Below are 19,714 nucleotides of genomic sequence, written 5' to 3' on the forward strand. Positions count from 1 at the left end.
TATCTTCAGTCGGGCCGGCGCCCTATGACGAAACCGTTTCGCCGGCCACCGGGAAGGGAATTCCTCTTGCATGCGTACCAGCCTAGCCCGCGTGGTCCGGGGCACGACCGATCCGGACCGGGGGCTCGCCCCCTTGGCCCAGCCCGCGGCCGAACCCGAACTCGACCAAGAGGCGATCGAGCTCGCAAACGCGTCGATCGTCGCGGCCGCCTTGGGCCTGGGCATCTACATCGAGACGTTGGTATAGTGCGCGATCGCTAGACTTCCGAGCACGATCGCGACCCATAGCACCGCGCCCAGCACGAGCGGCCGAAAACCGGCCGCTTTTATGCGTGAGAGATCCGACGAAAGACCGACGCCGGCCAGGGCGACGACGATGGTGAAGAGCGCGATCCGTTGTATCGGCGCGTGCCATCCGGCCGGAATCGCGCCGACGCTGTCGAGCGTTGCAGCGACGAGAAACCACAGAATGAACCACGGAATCACGGCGCGCCAGGGAACGGGCTTGTCTCCGGCGCGATGCGCGAGCATTCGCCTCCACGCGTAATAGAGAACGACGGGTACGATGAGCAGCGTACGCGTGAGCTTCACGACCACCGCGGCGTTTCCGGCAGTGTGACCGTACGCGAACGCGGCCGCGACGACGGACGACGTGTCGTTGATCGCCGTACCGGCCCACAGGCCGAACGCCCCTTGCGTAAGCTGCAGCGCGTGACCGAGCGCGGGAAACGTCAGGACCGCGACGACGTTAAAGAAGAAAATCGTCGCCAGCGCGTACGCGACGTCGGAGCGGTCGACGTCGATCACGCTCGATAGCGCCGCGATAGCGGACCCGCCGCAGATGGCCGTGCCGATCGCGAGCAAACGGCGCAAATCGTCGTCGAGCGCGAGCGCGCGACCCGCAAAGTACGCAATCAGCAGTACCAGAACGAACGTTCCGAGCATCACGGGAAGTGCGGCACGGCCGCCCAAGGCAATTTCCCCGAGACTCAGCTGCGCGCCGAGCAGCACGATCGACCACTGGAGCACCACCTTGGCGGCAAATCCGGTGCCCGTGCTCCACAACGGCGAGAGCGGCCGGACGGCGGCGATTGCTACGCCCAAAACGATGGCAAACACCGGCGCGCCGACGAGCGGAACGTACGATCCCAGTATCTCGGCGACGGCCGCAAGTGCGACGCACGCCAAGAGTCCCGGAAGCAAACGCACGCGCTAAAAGTATCGCGCGGGTGTCGGCTCGGGCGCGACTATACGGTCGCCCTGGAAACGCGGCCGCTTGTGACTGAGCACGAACGCCGACACGTCGTAGGCATCTCCGATCGACAGCGATCCGGGCGCGTTCTGCGGCATATTGTAGTGGACGAATCCGGTCATTCGGTCGAGATGCGCCATGCCGGCCCCGTTATTGAACGACGTGTCTCCCCACAATGGTGGAAACGCACCGCTCACACCGGCGCCGTTGGCCTGATGGCACGCGACGCATTTTTGTCCATAGACGTGCGCGCCGTGCGCGACGTTGGGTGCGCCGGGAGGCAACGGCACGATGAAGCGATCGCCCTCGCGCTCCTTAGCCAAATTCGGTATTCCGCGCGATAGCCACGAAATGTAGGAGACCAGCGCGATCATCTCGCGGCTGGAATAGGCCGGGGGGCGGCCGTTCATACTATAAAGGAAACACTCCGCCAACCGGTCCTGCAGCGTGATGACTCGCTTCGATCGCTTGTTCCATTGGGGAAAGCGCGCGTACGCACCGACGAGGCTGCCGCCCTTCGACTTTAAGCCGGCATCGATGTGACACGCGGCGCACGACATGTCCGTGCGGACGTAATCTTTCATCAGCACTTGCGTGCGCGTCAGGATGTCGTGCCCGTAGCGAATCGACTCGCCCACCGGTCCCGGCGGCAGCGCCTTGGGATCGTACGTCGGACGCGAGACTTCAAACGTATTGTTCGAGCCTACGGAGCACGCGGCGAGCGCCAGCGCGAGTACGAGCGCGAACCGTTTCACAGGATCGGCGTGATGTACGTGTAGTGGTACGTCGCCTGCAAAACGGCGATGGTCGCGACCATCGACGGAACGACGACCGCGCCGGAAATCAGGTGCGTCAAAATGTCGCCGGCGACTTGCGACGGCGTCATTCCCGCCGGCGCTAAACCTTTCTTGACGATATTGCGCGCCTGTTCTTCGACGGCCGTGTGACAGGTGAGCACGATGAGTCCGCGCTCCTGCAGCGCCTCGATGGACGTGTCCTGATACATGCCCTTGTCGTCGTCGGGATCGGCATTGCGATCGGCCGGCGAGTGGCGCTTTACGTAGACGTTCGAGCCGATCGGCGCTCCGGCAGCATCCTTGAGGTCGAACAGCTGCCCGATTTTGTACTTGTCCCAAACGTAGTCGGTGTACGCGTACGACGCCGACGCGCCGTGCCCGGCCAACGCTACCGCGATGGCGCCGGCCGGATATCCGAAGCCGAACTGCAGGCCGTTGAAACTGTTTTTGACGTTATTGAGAAGCGCCGGCTTGAACGTAACCGCTTCGTACAGCTGCCGGATTTGCGCGTCACGGCCCACGATCTTCGCGAACGCGTCCATATCGAAATCGGCCTTACGCTCGACGAAATGGGTACCGCCGGGAATGCCGTGCGATTCCTGGGCGAGGGCCTGACCCGAGGCCGCCGCGACGGCCGAGGCGGCGAGAAAGGCGCTGCGATTCATCAGGGTTACTCCTCCTTTGCTGCGCCAAACGGCGAGCCGAATCCATACGAGCGGAAGATGTCACGCGCCTGCGGACTGTCGAGAAAGCGCACGAACTCCTCAGCCAGCCGCACGTGCGGCGCGCGCGTCGTAACGGCTGCTTGGTACGTTGCGGTAGCGTTGAGCCTCGACGGGATGGCTATCACTGCGACGGGAGCGCCGATGCGCTCTTGGTGAAGCCCTTCGGTCAACCAAAGCGGACCGGCGTCGACGCGTCCCTGCACGAGCCACAACGGCGTCTGGCGATGGTGGATTTGCGTCAGCATCGTCGTGCCGTTGCGAACCTTCGTCACCATCACCGCATCGACGAGACGCGCGCCGCCGGTCTCGTGCATCGACAGCTCGATTTGCCGCGCGATGCCTTCGTATGCCGGATTCGGCATGGCGACGCGTACGTCGGATCGTCCCAAGTCCGCCATGCCGGATACGTGCTTGGGATTGCCGCGACGCACGAGAATCGCAAGCGTGTTGCTGGCGTACGTCGTTGGATCTCGCACGAGCCCGGCGCTGCGGACCTCGGCCATGCGCCGCCGTCCGGCCATAAAGACGTCGGCCGGCGCGGAGACGCTCAAAGCACCGACTCGCAACGTCCCCGACGCAAGCTGCGCAGCCAATATTCCCGGCGGCAACGTTTCGTAGAAGACCGGCGCGGCGTCGGGATGGCTGCGCACAAAAGCGTCGACGATCGCGGGCATCGCCATCCATTCGTTGCCACCGACGAACAAAACGAGCTTTGCATTATGCAGATCGCCGTGCAAGTCCATGACGTCGTCGACGCCCGACGCGCTAAATGACGGCACGGTCGAGGGCTCGGCCGCACAACACACGGCCAGAGCCAGCCCGGCAATAAGGAAGCGCAGCACGCCCCAAGCGTAGGATGCCGGAACGAATAAGTCAAATGATACGTTTGATTCCGAACATGTCGTTTGAAGACACGCACGAGACCGATCCGGGCAACGCCACGTCGCTCTCGCTGAACCGAGGCGCTTTCGTCGGCATCGCCGCCGCCGCCGGTTCCGGAATCGCTGCGACGGCCGTTGCTCGCGCGCAAACCACGCTCGGACAGCCGCATCCGCCGCTCGTCGCCGAAGACGATCCCGCGATTTCGACCGATCGCGTGGAGCTGCGCCGTCCCGATGCAGTCGTTCCGGCCTACGCCGCGTGGCCCGTGAAGGCGCCGGTGAACGTTCCGTCCGTCGTCGTCATCATGCATATCTGGGGCGTCGACACGTCGATCCGCGACGTCGTTCGGCGCTTGGGAAAGGCCGGGATCGCCGCCATCGCTCCCGATCTCTACGCGCGCTTCGGCGCGCCCAGCGGTGACGGAAGTACCGACATCGCTACCTTCCGGCCTTACGCGTCGCAGCTCGACCGCAAGCAGTACGACGGGGACATTCGCGCGGCCGCGTTGTGGCTCTCGACGAAGTTTTCTTCGACCAAGACCGGCGTGCTGGGATTTTGCATGGGGGGTCACATCGCGTTGATTCAAGCGCTCGACAATGCCGACGTCTTTAGCACCGTATGTCCGTTTTACGGATCGCTCAAAGACATCGATCCCGATAAGATTCACATGCCGGTCTGCGGCAGTTACGGCGCGCGCGATACCAGCATCTCGGCCGACGACGTGCGAACGTTCCGAAGCTTGCTGCACGTTCCCAACGACATTCGCGTCTACAATACGGCCGGTCACGCGTTCTTCGACGACCAGCGCGCGTCGTACGTGGCGGCCGCGGCGACCGATGCCTGGAAGCGGACCGTCGATTTTCTCCTCGAGCAGCTCGGGAGCAAGAACCGATGAGCGCCGCGATGTTTTGGACCGGCATGGCGTTTCTCTTCGGCGCGTTTTTGGGAGCCGTCGTGGCGTGGCTGGCGGCTCGCGCCGAAAACGCCGCCCTGCGCGCAACGCTCGCGGAGACGAGGGTCACGGCCGAACGCACCGTCGAGGCGCTGCTCGAGCGCGCGAAAAACGAGCTGCGCGACGCGACCGCGCAGCGCGCGAGCGAGCGCGTCGGCGAGCTCGTCGCTCCCGTCGCGGAACGTTTGGGCGAGTTCGACCGGCTGATTCAAGAGCTCGAAGCGCGCCGGCAGCACGACTCGGGCAGCCTGCGCGAGCAGATCGAGCATCTGCTGGGACGTGCCGAGAAGCTCGAGAGCGCGACGACGAATCTGACGACGCAAACGTCGACGCTCGTTACCGCGCTGCGCAATCCGACGTCGCGCGGAAAATGGGGCGAGATGCAGCTTCGCAACGTCGTCGAGAAGGCGGGCATGCTGCCCTACTGCGACTTTACCGAGCAGCAGACCGTTGCAATCGAAGAAGCGCGCCTGCGCCCCGACATGACCGTCAATCTTCCCGGCGAGCGCTGCGTTTTCATCGACGCCAAAGCACCCATCGACGCCATGCAGGCGGCGCTCGAAGCGATCGACGACGACGCGCGCCGTGCGCTGATCAAGCGGCACGCGCGCGCGCTCCGCGACCACGTCGATTCGCTGGCGCGGCGGCAGTATCAAACGGCGAAGGGATCCGCCGACTACGTCGTGATGTTCGTTCCCGGCGAAGCGTTCCTCAGCGCTGCGTGCAATGAAGATCCGGCCCTCATCGAGTACGCGCTCGACAAGGGCGTGCTCGTCTCGGGGCCGCTTTCGCTCATCAGCCTTCTGCGCACGTTCGCGATGGGCTGGCAAGCGCTGCGCCAAGAAGAGAACGCCAAACGAATCGCGACCATCGGTAAAGTGCTCTACGAACGCGCTTTGAAGTTCGCCGAGCATCTCGCCGACGTGCGCAAACATCTCGAGAAATCCGTAAACTCGTTCAACGACGCCATCGGCTCCTACGAAACGCGACTGCTGTCGCAAGGGCGCAAGCTCAAAGACGAAGCCGCGCTCGCCGGTGACGACCTTCCCGACATTCCGCCGATCGACGTCGTTCCGCGCAGCGTCAGCGCGCTCGACACCGCGACGACGGCAAAGCGTCTGCCGCGCGCTCAACAACTCTTCGCGGCCAACGATGAATGACGAACCGGTCGTCTCGCTAGAGTACGAGACGACGGTCAGCGCGCGCGGCATCGCTCCGGCCAACGCAGTGGTCGAGCAGATCGACGGCTCGCAATGCCGGCTGCGGACGGTCGTCTTGTTCGACGTGGGGGAGACGATCGAGTTTTCGTTGCGTTCGAGCGGCAGGGGCGAAGTGATCGTTCGAGGCACGGTTGCGGCGTACGAAATCAAAGGCCATCGCTTCGTCTACGCCATGCGATTGGACCGGATGAGCGCAAACGAGATCGCCGCGCTGAGAAAGGTCGTCGACGCGCTGGACGCACTCGACAAACTTGCCGATGGAGCCGATCTGGAAACGCCGGCAGCGATAGACGATTTGATGCGAAGCTGCGCGCGCATTCCGGTGGACTTCGACGTCACCTTTCGCACGCCGGCGTCGGACTTCAAGGCGGCGAAGGCCGTCGACATTTCGCGAACCGGCCTGCTCATGAGCTGCGCCGAGGTGCTCGCACCGGGTTCGCCCATCGAAGTTCGGTTTACCATTCCGGGGCGCCGGGCGAGGGAAGTCACGCTCGGAGCGCGCGTCGTAACGCGCCAGGAACCCCACCGAGGCTCGTTTTTGTACGGCTTGGCGCTGACCTCCGTCAACGACAAAGAGCGCGGGCTGCTCGACGGCTACGTCAACGGGGCTTCGCAAACGCCACCCTAGCGTGCGCGAGTTGACGCGTACCGCTCGATAACACGACTTCGTCGATCCTCGCGGACAGCGGCACGAACGCCGCGCGCGTCTGCATGGCCGGCGGCAGCGTCGCAACCGTCGCGCGTTTACCGTCTGCCGACGTCACTATGGAGAGCGCGCCGGTGCCGGGCGCGGCCAAGACGTAGATCCACTCGCCGGTGCGCGCGTAAATAACCTTGGCCGCCGGTGCGTCAGGTGCGTCCGCGACGAACGGGGCGTGTTGGAAATGACCGTTCAACAGCGCGGTCATGGCGAGTTGCTGCGGCTCCGGCGTTCGCGCCGAGCGCATCGAACCCAGCCACGGGAGCAATCCGAGAACGAATGCCGCCGCAATCGCAGCGGCCCATTTCCACGTTGGTGAAGAAGCGCGCGCGCGGAACGGTCGCAGCGCGCCGGCGGACGCGCCTGATGCCCCGCCTTCGATCAGGCGCAGCACGGTAGCCTCGGCCTCCCCGACGCGATGCGCACATTCGCCGCAGACACGAACGTGCCGCTCGAGGCGCTCGCGCCGGCTTGCATCCAGCTGCCCCAACGCGTAAAGCTCGGCGTCTTCGCCGACGTGAGCGTTGCGTTCAAACATGAGTCGATTCCTGGGCGGCAAAGAACTCGCGCAGACGCCGCAACGCGCCCGACAACCTGCTTTTCACGGTTCCCACCGGCTCGCCGGTTCGTTCGGCGATCTCGAAATGCGTCAAACACTGATAGTAGGCCATCTGTATCGTTTCGCGCTGCCTTTCCGTAAGCGCGCTCAGCGCCCGCTCGATCGATTCGCGCTCGGCCACGACGTCGCTGTGATCCGGCGACGGCGCGGCGGGAGCGACGACGCGCGTGAGAATGCGTTCGCGCGTACCGGCGTTGCGCGACCGCGTCAGAGCTTCGTTGCGCGCGCACACGGCAAGAAACGCCCGCAGCGAACCCCGTTCCGGCGTAAACGTGTGACGGCGCTGCCACAATCGAGCCATGACGTCGTGAACGCAATCTTGGGCGTCGGGCGCGTCGCGCAGCACGCTCATGGCTGCCGCGTATAACGCGTCGCCGTGGATACGGTACGCGGCCTCGTAGGCCCAGGCTTCACCGCGTGCAAACGCGCGTGCGAGCTCGTCAGCCGAGGGTGACATTATTGACGGTAGCAGCCCCTCCGTAAAGCTCCACGGTTCGGTAGCCGACGACGTGCAGCAGCGCGTCGTGCGCGAGGGTAACCGGACCCGGTGCGGCGGCCGTTCCCGGCGCCGGCTGCGGATACGCCGTCGCGTTGGCGGTCGCGAAGCGAATGTTCCCTTCCTGGTGTTCGATGACTTGGTGGATGTGTCCGTTGAGCACGGTCACGGCGTCGAAGCGCGACAGGAGCGCGAGCGCTTTGGTCCCGTCTTGCGTCGTCCAACCCCATTTCGCATAGAGCGCATAGAGCGGAACGTGAGCGAAGACGACGACCGGGCGCGACGACGGCAACGGCCGCAAGTCGCTTTCCAGCCACGCAATCTGCGCGCTCCCGAGCTCGCCCATCTTTTCGAAATCGAACACGTTGACGAGCGCGACGTAGTGTACGCCGCCTGCGTCCCACGAAAACCATCCGCTCGTTCCCGATTTCGGTGGAAACGCGGTATTGAACGCTTGGGCGCTCCCAAGTACGTCGTGTTCGCCGGGAATAACGATCGTGGGCGCTTTGAGTCCCCCGAGGATCTGCTTGGCCGTGTCGAACTGCTCGGGCTTCGACAAGTGCGTCACGTCGCCGGTATGGATCACAAAATCCGGCACGCGCGGCAATGCGTTGATGCGCGCGATGGTTGCTTCCAAGGTGGCCGCAACGTCGGGATTCGCCGGTTGATGAAATCCGATGTGGCTGTCGCTGATCTGCACGAAAAACGGACCGTCGGGCGCGCCCTCAGCGGCGCGCACGATGCCGCCGGCGGTTAATGCGTAGGCGATGCCGGCACCGGTCCAGCCGACGTGGCCGAGAAAATCGCCGCGCTTCATTTCTTGGTCCCCGCGGGAACGACCACGATCGCGCCCTTCATGTACGGGTGCAGCGCGCAGAAATATGCGAACGTTCCGGGCTTAGCGAAGCGATAGGCCCAAGCGTCTCCGCCGTCGATGCCCGTTGAATCGAACGACTTATTCTCGGCGGTGACGGTGTGCGCTTCGCCGTCGTCGTTGACGAAGCGCACCACGGCACCGGCCGGCACGGTGAGCTTAGCGGGGGCGAAGGCAAAATTTTTGATGTGGACCGTCGCGGTCGCGTCGGCGGTAGAAGCTTCCCCCGACGCGAGCGCGAGAACCAAGGCTAGAACCGTTGTACTCATACCCCTACTATGCGCAGGGGCGGCGTTTGGTTCGTTCTAGGGTTGTTTCGGGTGGCTCGCTTCCCACTGTTTGAGGGCGGCGAGGGTATTCTCGACGTGAAGCGTGGGGTCTAAGTTCGTATACGTATAGATGATGCTGCCGTCGGGCGCGATCACGTACGACGTGCGATCGGCGTATTGCGGCGCCTTGTCGAGCACGGAGTCGTACTCTTTCATGACGGCTTGATCCGTATCGGCCGCGACGGCGAACTTGCTGCGGCAATCGCTCACGGAGAACTTCTGAAGTTTGTCGATGGGATCGTGCGAGACGCCGATGACGGTTGCGCCCAGCGATTTATACTGATCGATCGCATCGGCGAACTCGTGAGCTTCGATCGTGCAGCCTTTAGTGAACGCTGCCGGATAAAAGTAGAGAACGACGGGTCCTTTTGCCAGCGCGGCGGCAAGGTTGAACGTAAAGACGTTGCCGCCTTGGCTCGCCTGCAGCGTAAACGCGGGCGCCTTTGCACCGACGGCAAGCGAGGCTAATACGGGCGCGGTGCAGAGCGCGAGGATAAAAACGGCTAGAGAAGACGAGCGACGTAGCATGGGCGACCAACCTTTCCAGGGCACACCATAACACGCAGCGGTGGGGAATTCATGAATTTTCCCGCGATTGCGGTAGAATCGGCAGATGCAACGCCGGTCATTCTTGAGCCTCGCCGCCATCGTTCCGCTGCTGGGCATTACCACGCCGATCAGCGAGGAACTCGCACTTCCCGTTGAGCTGCGCGGCGGCCGCTTCTTTGCGCTGCCGCGGCTCGCGACCGGCGGCACGTTCGCGTGCTGGCTGGACACCGACGGCGGCGGTTTCGTCTTCGCGCACGCAGTGCAGCGCCTGTCGCTTCAGACGCGTTTGGACGGCATCAGCCGATTGGCGCAGCTGCCGCGATTCGATCCGACGCACGGCGTTCCGCCGCTGGTTCGCGACGGCGGAGAGCTTCCAATTTTCGATCCGAAAGACAGCGACGCGGCCGATCCGGTCCTTCAAGGCTTTGACGCGCAGCTCGGCGGCAGCTGGTTCGCCGATCGCGTCTGGCGGTTCGATTTCCAGCGCGGTGCGATGTCGTTGCGACTGTCGGCGCTGCCGCCCGCATTGGCGAATCTTCCCCTCGCATTCGACGGCGTCTACCCGCGCACAACGGTAACGATTGCCGGCGAAACGCTGGCGATGTCGCTGGATATCGCGGCTTCCGTAGTGCTCGCAAGCGGCAGCGGCACGACCGTATCCGCCACGAGCTTCGTGCCGCGTTCGACGTTCGAGCGCTGGCATTCCGAGCATCCGGAATGGCCGGTCGAGCGCAGCGTTTCGACGCTGCCGGGCGTCGACTCCATCGTCGTGCCCGAAGTGCGCGCCGGTACGGCGGTCTTTAGCCGAGTCGCGTTTACGACGCGCCCCGGCGACGACGTCTTTGCGGGCAGCGAGCTCGCAGGAAAGCTCGGTGCGAACGCGTACGCGGGTCGCATCGTGACGATCGATTACCCGAACGCGCGACTGCGCGTCGATTGAACGCGGCGCTACACCTTGAACGTCGTGCCGGCGAACTGCTTTTCGTCGTAGTTCGGGTCGGTTGACGGGCGGTCGACCTCACGCCACCACGCGCTGTACATCGCGAGCCACTCGAAGTTTTCGAAGATGTAATAGTTGCCGCGCACCTTGCGCAGGTGATAGACGAACTCGCGAATCGTGTTCCAGCGAACGCGAATCATGTAGCCGATCGCGTCGACCAGCAACGATGCGTCGAGCACCCGGCGCCGAGCGAGCGTCGCGACCGTTTCGAAATATTGCGCGACGAGCAGCAGCGCGCGATCGTCGTCGGAGTCGTCGTAGCGCGCGAGGATGTCCTCGTCGGTCGGATACCGCTGCGCGACGCCTTCGAGGCCTTCGAACGCCGCCATCGCATTGGCGTCGGTCAACCGGTTGATCGCCTCGAGTATGGCGAGCGCATTGCGCTCGTGTTCCAGATGCCGGTTTTGCCGAACGAGCAAAAACGAAGTGACGCACATCGCAGCGGCCGCCACGATGACCGAAGCTGCCGAGACGAGCAGCTCTAAGTTCACCCGGGCGCTTACAAACCCATCAAGCGAGCCAGCACGACCCGCTGTACTTCGTTGGTACCTTCGCCGATCTCGTTGATCTTCTGATCGCGGTACATGCGCGAGATCGGATACTCGTCCATGAACCCGTAGCCGCCGTGAATCTGCAGCGCTTCGTTGACGACGCGGTGCGACAGCTCGCCCGCGAACAGCTTCGCAAAGCTCGCCGCCTGCACGTAGTCGCGGCCTTGGTCCTTCTCCCAGGCGGCGCGCAGCATCATCAGCTTGGCGTGCTCGATCTCCGTCAGCATGTCGACCAGCTTGAACGAGATCGCCTGAAACTTGCTGATCGGGCGGCCGAACGCGTGGCGCTCCTTGGCGTACGCCAGTGCCTCGTCGTAGGCGCCCATCGCCAGGCCGATCGAGAGCGCGGCCACCGAGATGCGGCCGCCGTCGAGGATCGTGAGGAACTGCCGGTAGCCCTCGCCCCGGGGCCCGAGCAAGTTCTCCTCGGGGACCGCCGCATCCATAAATGAAAGCTCGCGCGTGTCGGAAGCGCGCCAGCCCATCTTCTTATACTTCTTGCTGCGGGCGAAGCCGGGCGTCTCTTGCTCCACGATGAGGTTCGAGATCTCCGGCTTGCCGTCGGGCCGGCTTCCGGTCACGACCGTGATCGTGGTACCGCCGCTGATGTCGGTGCCGGAGTTGGTGATGAACGCCTTCGTCCCGTTGACGATCCACTTGCCGTCCTTGAGCGTCGCCTTCGTCTGCACGTTGCCGGCGTCGCTGCCCGCGCTGGGCTCGGTCAGGCCGAAACCCCACAGCTTCTTTCCCTGCGCCAGCGGCACGAGGTACTTCTGCTTTTGTTCTTCCGTACCGAACAGGTAGAACGGTGTAGCGCCAAGCGAGACGTGCGCCGCCATCGTGATTGCCGTGGACGCGTCGGCGCGAGCGATCTCCATGACGGCCAGCGCGTAACTGACGGTATCGCCTCCCGCACCGCCGTACTCTTCGGGGAACGGCAGGCCCATGAAGCCGAGCTCGGCCATCTTCGCGACCAACTCGTACGGAAAGGCCTCTTCGCGGTCCATGTGCTCGGCACGCGGTTTGACCTCGTTCTGCGCGAAATCGCGCGCGAGGCTTTGGATCGCTTTTTGCTCGTCGGTCAGGTCGAAATTCATCGTCCGAAGGTATAGGCCGCGGCCTCAGGAAAAACCCTCTGGCAGCAATGATTTCCTTGCGCAACGTCTCTCTGGTCTACCCCAACGGCGTACACGCCCTCGACAACGTCACTCTCGAAATCGCCAAAGGCGATTTCGTCTTTCTCGTAGGTCATTCCGGAACCGGCAAGTCCAGCTTGATGAAGCTTCTCTACCGTGAGGCGCGTCCGAGCTCGGGCGAGATCATCGTCGACGGAATCCGCGTCGACCGGCTCAAGAACTCGCGAGTTCCCGCGCTGCGCCGTCACTTGGGCGTCGTCTTCCAAGACTTCAAGCTTCTCTCCGACAAGACGGTGTGGGAGAACGTGGCGTTCGCCATGCAAGTCACCGGCGCGCACACACGCGACGTGATGCGCCAGGTGCCGCGCGTGCTCGATCTCGTCGGCCTCTCGCACAAGTCGCGGATGTATCCCAACGAACTCTCCGGCGGCGAGCAGCAGCGCACCGCGATCGCACGCGCACTCGTGAACAATCCAAAGATTCTCCTCTGCGACGAGCCGAGCGGCAATCTCGATCCGTCGAACACCACCGAAATCATGGAGCTGCTGCTCCGGATCAATCTCAAAGGCACGACCGTCGTGGTCGCCACGCACAATCAAGCCGTCGTCGACCGCATGCGCCGCCGCGTCGTCCGCCTGGAAGACGGGCGCATCGTGACCGACGAAGAACGGGGCTATTACTATCTTGGACTGGGGCAAGGTCAAGTTCTTTCTGGGTGAAGTGTTGCGCAACTTCACGCGCAACGCGAGCATGCAAGCCACCGCAATCGGAACCGTCGCGATCACGATCGTGATCCTTGGCGTGTTCCTCTTCGTGCGCGGCGAGCTTGCGGGAGTGGGCGCGAAGCTGCTCGATCAAATCGAGATCTCGGCGTACTTTTCGACGAACGCAACGCCGGCGCAGATAGCGTCGGTTCGTCACCTCGTCGCAGCCGATCCGCGGGTCGAGTCGGTCGAGTTCGTTCCGAAGAAAGACGGACTCGCCGAGCTGCGAGACCGGACCAAAGGCGCCATCGACACCAGCACCCTCACCGAGAATCCGTTGCCCGACAAGCTTCGCGTTCGCGTGCGCGTTCCCGATCAGGTGCCCGCGGTAGCGACAAGCATCGGCCGGCTTACCGCGATCGACAACGTCGTCTACGGTCAAACGATCGTCCAACGGCTGCTCCAGCTGGGCGACGTGATGCGGCGCGTCGGCATTGCGGTGATCGTTATCTTCCTCTTCGTCGCCGGCATCATCATCTCGAACACCATCCGCCTGACGGTGTACGCCCGCCGCCGCGAAATCGCGATCATGCAGCTCGTCGGCGCGACGAACACCTACATTCGCATGCCGTTCATCTGCGAAGGGTTGCTCGACGGGATGATCGGCGCGATCGTCGCCGTCGCCGTCCTGTCGCTCGCGCGCGCCGCGCTCTGGCCGAAGATGCTCGAGGCGCTGCCGTGGATCGGCTTTAGCTCGACGCCGATCGATCTTGGAGCGATCGTGGCCGAGCTCTTCCTCGTCGGTGCCGCCATTGGGATCGTCGCGTCGTGGATTTCGGTCGGACGCCACCTGCGAACGTAGCGGAGCGGCGGCCGAACGCCGTACCGCTCGACGCTCTCCTCGCGCTCTCCAACGACGGGTTTCTCTTCGTGCGCTCCGACGCGCACGTGGCCTTGTGGAGCGAAGGAGCGTCGTCATTGTGCGGCGTTCCCGAGCGCGCGGCCTTGAATGCCGACGTTCGCCGCTTGTTCGTTTACGGCGAGAAAATTATCTCGGTTCCGTTCGACGCAACGGTGCACGAAGTACGCATCGGGGTCGAGAACAAGGCCGGCGTTCGATGGCTGCGTCTAGCCGCCATCGGCGTCGACGTCGACGCGCACACGCACGGCTGGCTCTGTTCGTTCGGACCCGAGCGCCGCTACCAGGAAATCGAACAGCTCAAGAGCGAGATCGTTGCCGCCGTATCGCACGAGCTCAAGACGCCGATCGCAACGATCAAAGCGTACGCGACGACCTTGCGCGAAAACCCGCGCGCCGTCGAAGGGCAGCGCGACGATTTTCTGCGCGTCATCGACGAGCAAACCGACCGCCTCACGCGCGTCGTCGACGAACTGCTGCTCGCCTCGCGCGTCGACGCCGAGCAGCTTCTCAAACGGCGGATTACCATTCCGCTCGAGGAGGTCGTCGACGCCGCTCTGATGGCGCTGGCCTTCGACGACGCGACGCACCCGATCGAGCTGGAAACGCGCGGCGCGGCCCTTTCGGGCGACCCCGAAAAGCTGCGCGACGTGCTGCTCCATCTCATCGATAACGCGGCGAAGTTTTCGACCGCCGGTTCGACCATCAGGATCGAAGGCGAAACCACCGTCGACGAAACGATCGTTCGCGTGATCGATCGCGGCATCGGCATTTCCGACGAACACCTGCCGTACATCTTCGAACGGTTCTATCGCGCGGAGCCGGAGCTGACGGCGCAGACCAGCGGAAGCGGTCTGGGATTGTCGATCGTCTCCGCGCTCGTTCGCGCTCACGGCGGCGCGATCGCGGTCAGCAGCGAACCCGGCCGGGGTTCGACGTTCACGTTGCACTTTCCAGTACGGAGCACGCCGTGAAAAGCGTTCCGTACGAGCTGGGGCATCACGTGCTCGTCGTCGACGACGACCGCAATTTGCGCAAGATCATCTCGACCAACTTGGAGTTGGCCGGATACAAGGTCGCGACCGCGTCGGACGGGCGTGAGGCGCTCACCAAAATCGAGCAAGAGGTTCCCGATCTGCTCCTGCTCGACCTGATGATGCCGCACATGGACGGATACGAAGTTGCCCGCCGCGTACGCTCGCATCCCAATCCCACCATCGCCAACGTACCGATCATCATTCTCACCGCCAAGGGCGAAACCGAGGACAAGCTTCGCGGCTTTGAAGCCGGGGCCGACGATTACATAACCAAACCATTTGGACCGCGCGAGCTGCTCGCACGCGTTCGCGCAAAGATCCGGCGCGTCGAAGTCGACTCGTCGCTTTCGCCGCTCACGCGGCTGCCCGGAAATCTCGCCATCGAAGGCGAGCTGCGCAGGCGCATCGACGATCGCGAGGCGTTCGCCGTGCTCTATCTCGATCTGGACAACTTCAAAGCTTTCAACGACGTCTACGGCTTCACGCACGGGGACGAAGCGATTCAGCTCGTCGCCCGCACGTCGGTCGAGACCGTGCGGCGCCGCGGTACTCCCAACGACTTCGTCGGTCACATCGGCGGCGACGACTTCATCGTCGCAACGATTCCCGAGCGCGCCGAGGAGATCGCGCAAGGCGTCGTCGAGGAGTTCGACCGTACGATTCGTGCGCTCTATTCGCCCAAAGACTTGCGTCAAGGGTACATCGAGACGCGCGATCGGCGCGGCGTGCTCAATCGCTATCCGATCATGTCGCTTTCCATCGCCATGGTGATCAACGACGGACAGCAAGTGACCAACTACGCGCAAATCGGAGAGAAGGCTGCAGAACTCAAGCGTTATGCGAAGTCGGTCGTCGGCTCCGTCTACATAAAGGACAAGAGGCGTCAGTGAACGTAATCGCTCGCGCGAAATACGCGCTCGCACTCCTTTCGTTTGTCTCCCTCGTTCTTCCGCACGCGGCGCCGGCACAGTCCATCGACGCTAAGATTCGGGCGGAGAAAGAGAAGCAGGCGACGATACAGGCGCGCTTGCATCAAAAGCGGGCGGAGCTGCACGGGGTGACGCTGCGGTATAACGATTTGCAGCGGCAGTTGGGTGAGACCAACACGGCGATCGCCCAAGTCAACGGACGCATCGGCTCGCTGGAAGATCAAACGAATTCGACGCAGCGCCGCATCGATTGGAACTCGGTCCAGCTCGATGCCGCCAAAAAATCGCTCGCACTGCACGACGACTTGTTGCACCGGCGTCTGGTCAACATTTACGAAAACGGCGATCTGAGCTATCTAAACGTGTTGACGTCGGTGCGATCGTTCAGCGAGTTCGTCGAACGTTGGGAAGATTTGCGGCTGCTCATCGCCGCCAACGAGCGCGCCGTTCGCGCGCGCAAGGCCGCCGAACAAAAAGTGGCGGCGGTCGAGGCGGATTTGGAGCGCACGCGCTTGGAGCTGGCTTCGCAACAGCAGGAGCAGCAGGAGGCGCGCAGCCAGCTCGGCAGCTTGGCGTCCGAGCGGCAGAACTTAGTGCAGTTGGCGGCCGAGCAGCGAAGCCACGTCGCTGCCCAAGTCGCCGAGATGGAAGATCTCTCCGCCGCCGAGGAGGCGCAGCTCGAAGCGCTGATTCGCGAGCGAGAGGCCCAACTTGCGGCGCAGCGCAAGGCGGCCGGCATCGCGGGCGGGGCGACCGAGGGCGGCACCGGATCGTTCTCGTGGCCGGTGACCGGCACGATCACCTCGCCTTTCGGCTGGCGCTCCAACCCGTTCGGCGGCTCGCCCGAGTTCCACCAGGGCCTCGATATCGCGGCGCCGAGCGGAACGACCGTCACGGCGGCTGCCGGTGGAACCGTTATCATGGCACAGTGGTACGGCGGCTACGGCAACTACATTCTGATCGACCATGGGGGCGGTTACTCGACCGGGTACGGCCACCTCTCGGCGATCTACATTTCGCAGGGACAGACGGTGCAGCGCGGCCAAGCCATCGGAGCCGTGGGCTCAACCGGTCAATCGACCGGCCCGCATCTGCACTTCGAGGTGCGGATCAACGGGAAGCCTGTTGACCCGGCCCCCCGGCTTCATTAAGACTTAGCGAGTATCGTCGTTGAGAAGCAACCTTCGGCGGGTAATTCGCGGTAGGTGATTAGACTAGCCCTCAACGCGAGAGGAACTGAATGACCGTAGGAATCCGCGCCTTAATTGCGGCGCTCATCGTTATCGGCGTCGCCGCGGCGAGCGCCCTTTTCGTCGGCTACCGCACCGGCATGCTCGCGGCCCAATCGGGCATCGACGTGGCAACCACGGGCGATATCAACGAGCTCTTCGGCGACGCGTCCGTCAGCGGAACGCGTCTCGTCGATCTCGCGCTGCGCAAGCTCGAGAGTTCCTACTACAAACCGATCGATCCGCAGACGCCCGTCTCGGGCGAAGCGCAAGCGCTGCGCGGCTACCTGCACCAGAAGAAAGTCGACGACGCGAGCCTTCCGAAGCTGGCCGGCTCGACCAACACGCAGAACGACGACCAGCACGTGGCCGATCTGCTCGCGTACGCGCAGCAGCATTACGCCGATAAGCTCGGTCCCCACGGAAACGCCGATCTCACGGACGCCGCGCTGCGCGGAATCATGAGCTCGGTCAAAGATCCGTACACGGTCTACCTTTCGCCGCGTGAAATTCAGGGTCTCAATGAGTCGCTCTCCGGGGGCAACTTCGGCGGCATCGGCGTGTACATTTATCAGCTCAAAGACGGCCGCATCGTGGTTCAGCCGATCGAGCAGATGCCCGCGGCGCGCGCCGGCATGAAGCCCGGCGAAGTCGTCGACAGCGTCGACAACAAGAGCGTGCGCGGACTGCCGCTCGACCGCGTCGAGGAAATGATTCGCGGCGAAGCCGGCACGACCGTTCACTTGAGCACGCACCCGTACACCGGCAAAGGCTCCGAGCGCGGGTACGACATCGTGCGCCAGATCATTCACGTTCCGACGGTTCGCGCCAAGATTGAAGACGGCTTCGATTACGTTCGCCTTTCCGATTTCGGAACGACGTCGGGCGAAGAAGTTCGCAAGGCGCTGCTCGACGGTCAATCCAAGGGCGCGAAGGGATACATTCTGGATCTGCGCGACAACGGCGGCGGACTACTGGATGCCGCAGTGCAGATTTCCAGTCTCTTCGTTCCGCAAGGAACGATCGTTTCGACGATTCGCCGCGACGGGCAGAGCACCAGCGAGGAGGCGCTCGGCGACGCCATTCCGGGCCTTCAGCCGCTCGTCATTCTGGTCAATAAATACACCGCCAGCGCGTCGGAGATTACGTCGGGCGCTCTACAGGATTACCATATAGCGACGCTGATCGGAACCAAGACGTTCGGTAAGGGCGTCGTCCAAAGCATTTATCCCCTGCCCGATCGCGGAGCGCTCAAGATCACGACTGCCCGGTACGTAACGCCGTTGGGCCGCGACATTCAGCACCGCGGAATCGTTCCCGATATCGTGGTCGCTCAGGATCCCGATCCGTCGCTCATCGACACCCCGGCCGATAAACAGCTCGCCGCTGCCAAGGCTCGCCTCCATACACTCTCGCCACTCATGCACTAGATTTGGAAACGATGAAACGCCTGTATTCGCTTGTCATTGCCGGCGCGTTCGCCGGAATGCTCGTTCAGCTGCCCGCTTCGGCCGCGGCATCCGCTCATTTGTCGTCGGTTGAGGCCGGCGAAATTTCGACCAGCTACACGCACCTGACGACCGAGTTCTATCAAAAGGTCGACGCTCAGGTCGTGCTCGACTCCGTGCGCAATCAGCTGCTGCTCGCTATGCGTACCGCGGGCGTAAAACGCGCCTCGCTGCCGCAGGCGCATTCGACCGAAGTCGGCGACGCAAACGTCCGCACGATCGAGCACGAGGTCGAGGATGCGACTCAAGAGTCGCACGGAAAGTTCACGGTCGCGCAGCTCAGTTACGTCGCACTCGACGGCATGATGCGTGCGGTCAAGGACCGGTACACCGTCTTCTTGACGCCTAAGGAGTTCGCCGGGCTCAACCAAGATCTCGACGGCGGCGATTTCGGCGGCACGGGCATCGTTATCCAGGTCGACGATCAAACCAAACAGATTCTCGTCGAGAACGTGGTTCCCAACGGGCCGGCCGATAAAGCCGGCATCCAGCAAGACGATCTCATCACCACGATCGACGGCAGCCCGACCAAAGGCATGACCGTGCAGCAAGCCAGCACGAAGCTGCGCGGCAAAGAAGGCACGAACGTTACGCTCGGCGTCACGCGCGAAGGCGCGTCGGTAACGCCGATAACGATTACGCGCGCGAAGATTCACCAGCTCAGCGTCTATGAAAAGATGCTGCCGGGCAAGATCGGCTACGTCGACGTAACGGTCTTCGGACGCGACACCGGAACCGAACTCGAAACCGCGCTCGACCGTCTGCAGCAAGAGGGCGCGCGCGCGCTCGTGCTCGACCTGCGCGACAACGGGGGCGGCTATCTCGAAGCCGCGGTGGCCGTGAGCTCGAAGTTCATTCCGAGCGGTCCGATAGTATCGGTCGAGTCCCGCGCCTCGAACATCACGACGCTCGAAGCCGACGACACGGCGATTCCGCCGGTGCCGCTGGCGGTGCTGGTCAACGGCTACACCGCGTCGGCGTCCGAGATCACGTCGGGAGCGATTCAGGACAGCGGCGTCGGCACGATCGTCGGCACGAAGACCTTCGGCAAGGGCGTCGTTCAGACGATCTATCCGATGCCCGACGGATCGGCGATCAAGATCACGACGGCGCGTTACCTCACGCCGCGTAACCGGGACATCAATCACCTCGGCATTACGCCCGACGTCGTCGTCGCCGAAAACAAGCATCCGCAGTTCGGAACGCCCGCGAAGGACGATCAGCTCACGCAAGCGGTGCAGCTGCTCGACCAGAAGTTGGCAAAGCTCGGCGATCAGGATACGCCGACCCAGTAGCGAAATAGAGG

At 63.4% G+C, this 19,714-nt stretch carries 23 protein-coding genes; 12 read left to right on the forward strand and 11 right to left on the reverse strand.

All coding sequences use genetic code 11. The features are described 5' to 3' along the window. The first annotated feature begins 70 nt into the window (after positions 1 to 70). The gene (locus tag VGG89_10620; protein ID HEY1976991.1) at positions 71 to 247 is read left to right on the forward strand and encodes a hypothetical protein; all 177 of its coding nucleotides are present in this window, start codon (positions 71 to 73) and stop codon (positions 245 to 247) included. Here the strand turns inward: VGG89_10620 and VGG89_10625 are convergent. The 4 genes from VGG89_10625 to VGG89_10640 are packed head-to-tail and all read right to left on the reverse strand — an operon-like array spanning position 226 to position 3,616. Continuing rightward, positions 226 to 1,209 carry a putative sulfate exporter family transporter gene (locus VGG89_10625; protein ID HEY1976992.1) on the reverse strand — a complete coding sequence of 328 codons (984 nt, stop codon included), beginning with the start codon at positions 1,207 to 1,209 and terminating at the stop codon, positions 226 to 228. The two genes, VGG89_10620 and VGG89_10625, sit on opposite strands and share 22 nt — an antisense overlap. Before the next feature lie 3 nt (positions 1,210 to 1,212). Continuing rightward, complete coding sequence (locus VGG89_10630; protein HEY1976993.1) at positions 1,213 to 2,007, reverse strand: c-type cytochrome; 795 nt, start codon at positions 2,005 to 2,007, stop codon at positions 1,213 to 1,215. After that, entirely contained in the window at positions 2,004 to 2,714 is a 711-nt protein-coding gene (locus VGG89_10635) for a hypothetical protein (GenBank protein HEY1976994.1), read from the reverse strand. Before VGG89_10635 ends, VGG89_10630 begins: the two co-directional genes overlap by 4 nt. Positions 2,715 to 2,719: 5 nt before the next feature. Next, a complete protein-coding gene (locus VGG89_10640; protein HEY1976995.1) occupies positions 2,720 to 3,616 on the reverse strand; it encodes a substrate-binding domain-containing protein in 897 nt (298 codons plus the stop codon). Between the two features lie 35 nt (positions 3,617 to 3,651). On the opposite strand from VGG89_10640, the gene VGG89_10645 reads away from it, so the two are divergent. Genes VGG89_10645 through VGG89_10655 form a run of 3 tightly spaced genes read left to right on the forward strand, consistent with a single transcriptional unit; the run spans position 3,652 to position 6,456 of the window. Beyond that, on the forward strand, positions 3,652 to 4,551 hold the full coding sequence (locus VGG89_10645) for a dienelactone hydrolase family protein (GenBank protein HEY1976996.1): 900 nt from the start codon (positions 3,652 to 3,654) through the stop codon (positions 4,549 to 4,551). After that, complete coding sequence (locus VGG89_10650; protein HEY1976997.1) at positions 4,548 to 5,768, forward strand: DNA recombination protein RmuC; 1,221 nt, start codon at positions 4,548 to 4,550, stop codon at positions 5,766 to 5,768. Before VGG89_10645 ends, VGG89_10650 begins: the two co-directional genes overlap by 4 nt. Next, positions 5,761 to 6,456 carry a PilZ domain-containing protein gene (locus tag VGG89_10655; GenBank protein ID HEY1976998.1) on the forward strand — a complete coding sequence of 232 codons (696 nt, stop codon included), beginning with the start codon at positions 5,761 to 5,763 and terminating at the stop codon, positions 6,454 to 6,456. The genes VGG89_10650 and VGG89_10655 overlap by 8 nt, the downstream gene beginning before the upstream one ends. Here VGG89_10655 and VGG89_10660 read toward each other — a convergent pair. From VGG89_10660 to VGG89_10680, 5 genes are read right to left on the reverse strand one after another with little or no spacing between them, the layout of a single operon-like run. Continuing rightward, positions 6,428 to 7,066, reverse strand: a complete 639-nt coding sequence (locus VGG89_10660; GenBank protein ID HEY1976999.1) for a zf-HC2 domain-containing protein — start codon at positions 7,064 to 7,066, stop codon at positions 6,428 to 6,430. The genes VGG89_10655 and VGG89_10660 overlap by 29 nt on opposite strands. Further along, on the reverse strand, positions 7,059 to 7,604 hold the full coding sequence (locus VGG89_10665) for a sigma-70 family RNA polymerase sigma factor (protein HEY1977000.1): 546 nt from the start codon (positions 7,602 to 7,604) through the stop codon (positions 7,059 to 7,061). The genes VGG89_10660 and VGG89_10665 overlap by 8 nt, the downstream gene beginning before the upstream one ends. Next, a complete protein-coding gene (locus VGG89_10670) occupies positions 7,588 to 8,460 on the reverse strand; it encodes a metallophosphoesterase (GenBank protein ID HEY1977001.1) in 873 nt (290 codons plus the stop codon). Before VGG89_10670 ends, VGG89_10665 begins: the two co-directional genes overlap by 17 nt. Next, positions 8,457 to 8,786, reverse strand: a complete 330-nt coding sequence (locus VGG89_10675; protein HEY1977002.1) for a cupredoxin family copper-binding protein — start codon at positions 8,784 to 8,786, stop codon at positions 8,457 to 8,459. The genes VGG89_10670 and VGG89_10675 overlap by 4 nt, the downstream gene beginning before the upstream one ends. A gap of 36 nt (positions 8,787 to 8,822) precedes the next feature. Then, positions 8,823 to 9,374, reverse strand: coding sequence for a peroxiredoxin (locus tag VGG89_10680; protein ID HEY1977003.1), 552 nt, complete (start codon positions 9,372 to 9,374; stop codon positions 8,823 to 8,825). An 85-nt stretch (positions 9,375 to 9,459) separates the two neighbouring features. Here VGG89_10680 and VGG89_10685 point away from each other — a divergent pair, with 85 nt between their 5' ends. Further along, entirely contained in the window at positions 9,460 to 10,335 is an 876-nt protein-coding gene (locus VGG89_10685; GenBank protein ID HEY1977004.1) for a hypothetical protein, read from the forward strand. A gap of 8 nt (positions 10,336 to 10,343) precedes the next feature. On the opposite strand, the gene VGG89_10690 is transcribed toward VGG89_10685, so the two are convergent. Both VGG89_10690 and VGG89_10695 read right to left on the reverse strand, forming a co-directional pair. Next, the gene (locus tag VGG89_10690; GenBank protein ID HEY1977005.1) at positions 10,344 to 10,886 is read right to left on the reverse strand and encodes a DUF4760 domain-containing protein; all 543 of its coding nucleotides are present in this window, start codon (positions 10,884 to 10,886) and stop codon (positions 10,344 to 10,346) included. 8 nt (positions 10,887 to 10,894) lie between these two features. Beyond that, positions 10,895 to 12,043 (reverse strand): acyl-CoA dehydrogenase family protein, encoded by a 1,149-nt coding sequence (locus VGG89_10695; GenBank protein ID HEY1977006.1) that lies wholly within the window; start codon positions 12,041 to 12,043, stop codon positions 10,895 to 10,897. A 47-nt stretch (positions 12,044 to 12,090) separates the two neighbouring features. Between VGG89_10695 and ftsE the strand changes: the two genes are divergently transcribed. The 7 genes from ftsE (at position 12,091) to VGG89_10730 (ending at position 19,703) form a co-directional block, all read left to right on the forward strand. After that, positions 12,091 to 12,801, forward strand: coding sequence for a cell division ATP-binding protein FtsE (gene ftsE, locus VGG89_10700; protein ID HEY1977007.1), 711 nt, complete (start codon positions 12,091 to 12,093; stop codon positions 12,799 to 12,801). Beyond that, a complete protein-coding gene (ftsX, locus tag VGG89_10705) occupies positions 12,767 to 13,648 on the forward strand; it encodes a permease-like cell division protein FtsX (protein ID HEY1977008.1) in 882 nt (293 codons plus the stop codon). Before ftsE ends, ftsX begins: the two co-directional genes overlap by 35 nt. Then, positions 13,615 to 14,679 carry a HAMP domain-containing sensor histidine kinase gene (locus VGG89_10710; GenBank protein ID HEY1977009.1) on the forward strand — a complete coding sequence of 355 codons (1,065 nt, stop codon included), beginning with the start codon at positions 13,615 to 13,617 and terminating at the stop codon, positions 14,677 to 14,679. The genes ftsX and VGG89_10710 overlap by 34 nt, the downstream gene beginning before the upstream one ends. Further along, entirely contained in the window at positions 14,676 to 15,632 is a 957-nt protein-coding gene (locus VGG89_10715; GenBank protein HEY1977010.1) for a response regulator, read from the forward strand. Before VGG89_10710 ends, VGG89_10715 begins: the two co-directional genes overlap by 4 nt. Next, positions 15,629 to 16,822, forward strand: a complete 1,194-nt coding sequence (locus VGG89_10720; protein ID HEY1977011.1) for a peptidoglycan DD-metalloendopeptidase family protein — start codon at positions 15,629 to 15,631, stop codon at positions 16,820 to 16,822. The genes VGG89_10715 and VGG89_10720 overlap by 4 nt, the downstream gene beginning before the upstream one ends. 89 nt (positions 16,823 to 16,911) lie before the next feature. Then, complete coding sequence (locus VGG89_10725; protein HEY1977012.1) at positions 16,912 to 18,330, forward strand: S41 family peptidase; 1,419 nt, start codon at positions 16,912 to 16,914, stop codon at positions 18,328 to 18,330. A gap of 11 nt (positions 18,331 to 18,341) precedes the next feature. Next, complete coding sequence (locus VGG89_10730; GenBank protein ID HEY1977013.1) at positions 18,342 to 19,703, forward strand: S41 family peptidase; 1,362 nt, start codon at positions 18,342 to 18,344, stop codon at positions 19,701 to 19,703. The last annotated feature ends 11 nt before the right edge of the window (positions 19,704 to 19,714 follow it).

The sequence above is a fragment of the Candidatus Baltobacteraceae bacterium genome (assembly GCA_036488875.1).
Taxonomy (GTDB): Bacteria; Vulcanimicrobiota; Vulcanimicrobiia; order Vulcanimicrobiales; family Vulcanimicrobiaceae; genus JAFAHZ01.